The 6053-nt window shown below is 70.2% G+C and carries 1 protein-coding gene; it reads right to left on the reverse strand.

Going from position 1 to position 6053, the window contains the following annotated elements:
• Positions 1-118 precede the first annotated feature (118 nt).
• Positions 119-6053 (reverse strand): non-ribosomal peptide synthetase (locus ACTIDRAF_RS29385; protein ID WP_016699901.1); only part of this gene is annotated, 5935 nt, incomplete at its 5' end.

The following is a 6053-nucleotide window of genomic DNA, read 5'->3' on the forward strand; positions in this document are numbered from 1 at the left end:
TGTCCTGGCAACTGCCGATTCGAGCCTACGCACAGCCAAACACTCTTCAGTTGTCCACGAAGCGGGCTTCAGTCAGAGCTAAAGGCACTTCGTGCGGCGCATATCGGGTGGTGTGGCGCTATTGGGAAAGCACCATTCCCACGAGGCTTCGCAACTCGGCCTCGTAGCGGTCGGCGAGTCGCTGGATGGTGTCGTGGTCATGCACCCCCGACGAGTACCACCAGGTCACCGTCAACCGCCCGTCCTGCACCGCCCCCACCACATCCACCAGATGCGACCGCTCCTCCCCCGGATGATGATCCTGCCCCCGCACCGGCACCACACCCGAGAACACCCCCACACCCGACCCACCAGACCCAGCACCAGTTCCACCCACCTCGAACTGCCCCAGGTAGTTGAAACTCAACACCGGATCCGGACCCGACCCCAAAACCGCCCCCACCGACCCCGACAGGTACCGCAACGCCCCGTACCCCACACCCCGATCCGGCACCGCCCGCAACCCCCGCCGCACCGACCGGATCACCGCCGGCCAACCAGCACCCACCGGCACCTCCAGAGCCACCGGGAAGATCGAGGTGAACCACCCCACCGTCCGAGAGAGGTCCACCCCCTCGAACAACTCCTCCCGACCATGCCCCTCCAGGTTGACCACCACCCGATCCCGACCGGTCCACTCCGACAGCACCAGCCCCAACCCGGCCAACAACACGTCGTTGACCTGACTGCGGAACCGCCCCGGCACCGCCGTGAGCAACGCCGCGGTCCGCTCGGCGTCCAAGGACACCGTCACACTGGCCTGCGAAGCCACGGTGTTCACCCCACCCGGGTGATCCACCGGGATCTCCAGGTCCCCCGGCTCGGAGAGCACCGACCGCCAGTGCTCCACCTGGTCGTCGAAACCCCCGGCGCGGGTGTGCTCGGCCAGTCTCCCCGCCCACACCGCGACCGAGGTGGTCTTCGTGCCCAACTCCACGGATCGCCCCGCGCTGGCCTGCTGGCAGGCCGTGCCCAGGTCGGAGAGCAGGATCCGCCAGGACACCCCGTCGATCACCGCGTGGTGGGCCACGATCCCGACCTCGACCACCACCCCGTCACGGACACCGGCCAGGACACGCAGCAACGGGCCCTCCCGCAGGTCCAGGCCGGACTGGGCCCGGGTCAGGGCCTCCTCCCACACCGCCCGCGCCTGCTCACCACCACCGGAGCCGCCGGTCTCGGTCAGCTCCACCCGACCGAGCACCAGGTCCGGATCCAGATCCGGGAGCAGCCGTGGGCGCCACCCGGTGTCAGCCCGGTCGAACACCATCCGCAGCGCGTCGTGCTGGACCAGCAGACCCGCCACCGCCGCACGCAGCACCGGTATCCCGACCGGTGCGGACAACTCCAGGGTCATCGACATCGTGAAGTGCTGCGGGGCCACCGGGTGGGTGGCGAAGAACCACTCCAACACCGGGGTGGTCCCCACCGGACCCGACACCACACCCTGCTCGGCCGAGATCTCGAGCCTGGCGGCGCGAGCCTCCTGCAGGGAAAGCGCCAACCCGGCGACGGTCTGCCGCAGGAAGAGATCCCGGGAGGAGATGTCGAGGCCTGCCCGGCGTGCGTGCGAGACGACCTGGATGCTGAGGATCGAGTCCCCGCCCAGCTCGAAGAAGTTGTCCTCGATCCCGACCCGCTCCACACCGAGCACCTCGGTCCAGATGAGGCACAGGGTCCGCTCGATCTCGCTCCGAGGTTCGACGTGCGCGCCGGACGCGGTCGCGTCCGGCGCCGGCAGCGCGCGCCTCTCCAGCTTCCCGTTGGCGTTCAACGGGAGCTCGTCGAGCACCACGAACGCCGAGGGCACCATGTACTCGGGCAGCGCGCCGCGCAGTCGATCCCTGAGCAGCTCGGGGTTCGGCACGTCCCCCTCGCCGGGAACGATGTAGGCGACGAGCCGAGGGGTGTCCGGGTGGTCCCGTCGCAGGATGACGGCGGCCCGGGACACCGACGGCTGGGCGGTGAGGACGGCCTCGATCTCGCCGGGTTCGATGCGGAAGCCCCGCAGCTTCACCTGGTCGTCCACCCGGCCGACGAACTCCAGCACTCCGTCCGGGAGCCAGCGCACGACGTCCCCGGTGCGGTAGACACGTCCGCCGTCCTCCCCGTGGGGGTCGGCGACGAACCTCGCCGCGGTCAGTCCGGCGCGGCCCGCGTACCCGCGTGCCAGCCGCTCCCCGCCCAGGTAGAGCTCTCCGGGCACACCGGCGGGGACTGGTCGGAGCCAGCGGTCCAACACCTGCGCGCTGATGCCCGAGATGGGACGTCCCACCGGCACGCTGGCGCCCGTCGGCCGGGTGTCGCCGTCGGAGAACCACGCCAAGGCGTACACCGTGGCCTCGGTGGGACCGTAGATGTTGGCGACGACGGCGTCGGGCAGGACCTGCCCGAGACGGTCCAGCAGGGAGACGGGAAGTGCCTCGCCCGCCAGGACCACCTGGTCAGCGCCGAGGTTCTCGCCGGCGGCCTCGACCACACCGGCCATCGCCGAGGGGACCCCGCTGAGCAGGCTTCCCGACCACGGCTGCTCGGTCACGGCCACCAGGTCCCGGACGATGTCCACCCGGCCGCCAACGACGAGCGGCGCGAAGATCTCGAAAACCGAGACGTCGAAGTTCGCCGAGGTCGACCCGAGGACGGTGCCCAGGCCGTCGGTGCCGAAGGTCGTCGCGGCCCAGTCAACGAGGCCGGCCATCGCGGCCCGGTCCACGACCACGCCCTTGGGGAGACCGGTGGACCCGGAGGTGTAGATGACGTAGGCGGCACTGCCGTCCGGCACGTCGGCTACGACCGACCCGGCCCTGGCCGCCAGTGCCGCCGAGGTCCGCACGTCGTCCAGCACCACGACATCGGTGGCCGGGGGAATCCGGCCGGCGACCGCGTTCTCGGTGATCACCATCCTGGTTCCGCTGTCGGCGACGAGGTAGGTGATCCGGTCGGTGGGATAGGCCGGGTCGAGCGGCACGTACGCACCGCCGGCTCGGAGGACGGCGAGCATCGCGACGACCAGGTCGACCGAGCGGGTCAGGCAGACTCCGACCCTCGTCTCGGAGGACACCCCTCGGTCTCGAAGGTCGGCCGCGAGCTGGTCCACCCGGACGGTCAACTCCGCGTAGGAGAGGCTTCGCTCCGAGTCGGTGACAGCGACCGAGTCGGGCGTACGCAGGGCCTGCGCGAAGATCCGGTCGATCAAGGATGGGGAGGCCCCGTACCGCCCGGACACCGTGGGCGAACCGTCCCGGCCCCACTCGGCCAGCAGTCTGTCCCGCTCTGGTGCGTCGAGGGTGTCGATCTCGTGCAGCGGGCGGTCCGGTGCGGCCAGGGACCTGGTGGCCAGCGCCAGCCAATGGCCGGTGAGCCTGGTGATGGTGCCCGCGTCGAAGAGGTCGCTGTTGTACTCGACAGCGGCGGTCAGGGTGCCGTCGGCGGCTTCCTGGAACTCCAGGGTCAGGTCGAACTGGGCGGCCTCCCGAGGAACCGGGACGCTCTCGACCCGCAGCCCAGGCAGTTCCACATCGGCGGGAGGGATGTTCTGCAGGATGACCACCACCTGCACCAGTGGCGTCCGACTGGTGTCGCGTTCCGGCGCCAACTCGTCGATGAGCCGGCTGAAGGGAACGCTCTGGTGGGCGAACGCCCCCAGCACCGTCTCCCGCACGTCCCCGAGCAGCTGGGTGAGGGTGCGGGTCTCCCGCACCGCGGTGCGCAGCGGGAGGGTGTTGACGAAGAACCCGACCACTCCCTCCAGTTCGGAGCGTTCCCGGCCTGAGGTGACGGTACCGACGGTCACGTCCTCCTGCCCGCTGTACCTGGCGAGCAGCAGTTGGGTGACCGTGGTGAGCGCCATGAAGAGGCTCGCGCCCTGGCGGTGGGCCGCCGCTCGGAGCTCGGCGACCAGCGCGGCGGGCACCGTGAAGCGATGGAGGGCACCGGACGTCGTCCGGACGGCTGGCCGAGGTCGGTCGCTGGGCAGGGTGAGGGGCTGGGCATCGGCGAGGACGTTCCGCCAGTAGGCCAGTTGTTCGTCCGTGCCCGCCGCGTCGCCCTCCCGTTGCCAGACAGCGTAGTCCGCGTACTGCGCGGGCAGTTCCGGCAGGGACGCCGGGACTGCCCGGACCTCGGCCGAGTACAGCTCGTTCAGTTCACGGGTGATGACGCCCATCGACCAGCCGTCGGTGACGATGTGGTGCATCGCCAGGACGAGCACGTGTTCCTCGTCCGACTCGCGTACCAGGCACACCCGCAGCAGCGGGCCAGTGCGCAGGTCGAAGGGCCGGTGTGCCTCGGCCCGCAGCAGCTCGTCCAAGGACCGAACGGGGGGTCCGGCGAGGTCCACCACCGGCAGCGGCACCTCGAACGGATCCCGCACGACCTGCACCCCCGCGCCGTCGACTGAGTCGAAGGTGGTGCGCAACGACTCGTGGCGGGCCACCAACGCCGTGAGCGCGGAGCGCAGAGCGTCCACGTCCAGAACGCCGGTGAGGCGGAGCGCGCCGGTCACGTTGTACTCCACGCTTCCCGGCATGAAGTCATCCAGGAACCAGAGCCGCTGCTGCGCGAAGGACAGTGGTAGCGGTTCGTCCCGGTTGGCGGGGCGGATGTCCGCGCCGACCTTGGCTCCGGTCGCACCATCCGCGACCAGGGCCGCCAGCTCGGCGACCGTCGGGTGGTCGAACAGGGCGCGGGGGGAGAGTTCGGCGTCGAGTTCGGAGCGCACCCGCGAGACGACCTTCAAGCTGAGGATGGAGTCGCCGCCGAGTTCGAAGAAGTCGTCCTCCACACCGACCCGTTCCACGCCGAGCACGTCCTGCCACACGGAGCACAGCCGCTGTTCGGTCTCAGTGCGCGGTGGTACGTGCTGGGACAGCGCATCCACCTCCGGAGCCGGCAGGGCACGCTGGTTCAGTTTGCCGTTGACGGTGAGGGGGAGCTGGTCGAGCACCACGAACGCCGCCGGCACCATGTGCTCCGGCAGCACCTCCCGCGCGGTCTCCCGCACCGACCCCACCAACTGCCCCGGGTTCCACCACCGCACCGCCCGACCACCAGGCCCCACCCCAGGATCAGCACCACCAGCAGTGGCGGGTTCGACGGACGTGGCGGGTTCGGTGGACCACCCCGGCCGGGTCGCGTACACCATGTACAACCCCGTGTCGGCCACATCCGGCGCGTGGTCCACCACCACGGTGAACCCCACCGACTCCAACAGACCCCGCACCCCCGCCAACCGGCCCTGCGCGTCATGCACCTCCGCGACCACCTGACCGATCCGCGGCCAGTGCTCGTCCCGAACCCCCCGCAACACGTCCAACTCGCTCTTCTCCACATCCACCTTGACCAGGTCCACCCGCGCCAACCCCCGCGCGTCGATCACCTCCGAGATCGTGGTCAACTCCGCCCGCACCCGCTGGCTGGCCAACCGGTGGGACAACAGCTGCCCCAGACCCTGGTCACCGCCGACCTCCTCGTGCTCGTTGCGCACGAACTGTTCCAGCACCTGCCGTTCCTCGTCCTGGTCGGCGAACCGACCGGACATGATCGACATCTCCGGGTAGTAGGTGAACTCCGCCACCCCCGGTTCCGAAGCCACCCCGCATTCCGAGAGCACCGTGTCCGCCCCGTGCAGGGCGGTGTTGAGCCGGTACAACCGGGCCAGCTCCGGGATCGGTTCGAAGGCGTACACGCGGGCGTCGGGCACCTGGTGGGTGACGAACAGGGAGAACAACCCGACATGTCCGCCCACGTCGATGACCACCGCCCCCGGGTCGAGGTGGATCCCGCCGCGGACGTACTCGGTGTTGGCGAAGATCTCCTGGTAGAGGAAGGCGATGTTGGAGCGGTTGCGGCCCAGGACCAGCATGCCGTTGGGCAGTTCGTGGAGTTCGGCTCCGGTGGCGGCCAGTTCCCCGGTGGCGGCCAGCCGGGTGTAGCGGGCGACGGGGGCGGCGGTGGTGGTGTCGGGGGTGAGGTAGGCGACCAGGCGTTTGTCGCCGGGGGTGTCCTCCCGGACG

Origin of the sequence: Actinoalloteichus spitiensis RMV-1378 (genome assembly GCF_000239155.1) — a bacterium.
Lineage (GTDB): Bacteria > Actinomycetota > Actinomycetes > Mycobacteriales > Pseudonocardiaceae > Actinoalloteichus_B > Actinoalloteichus_B spitiensis.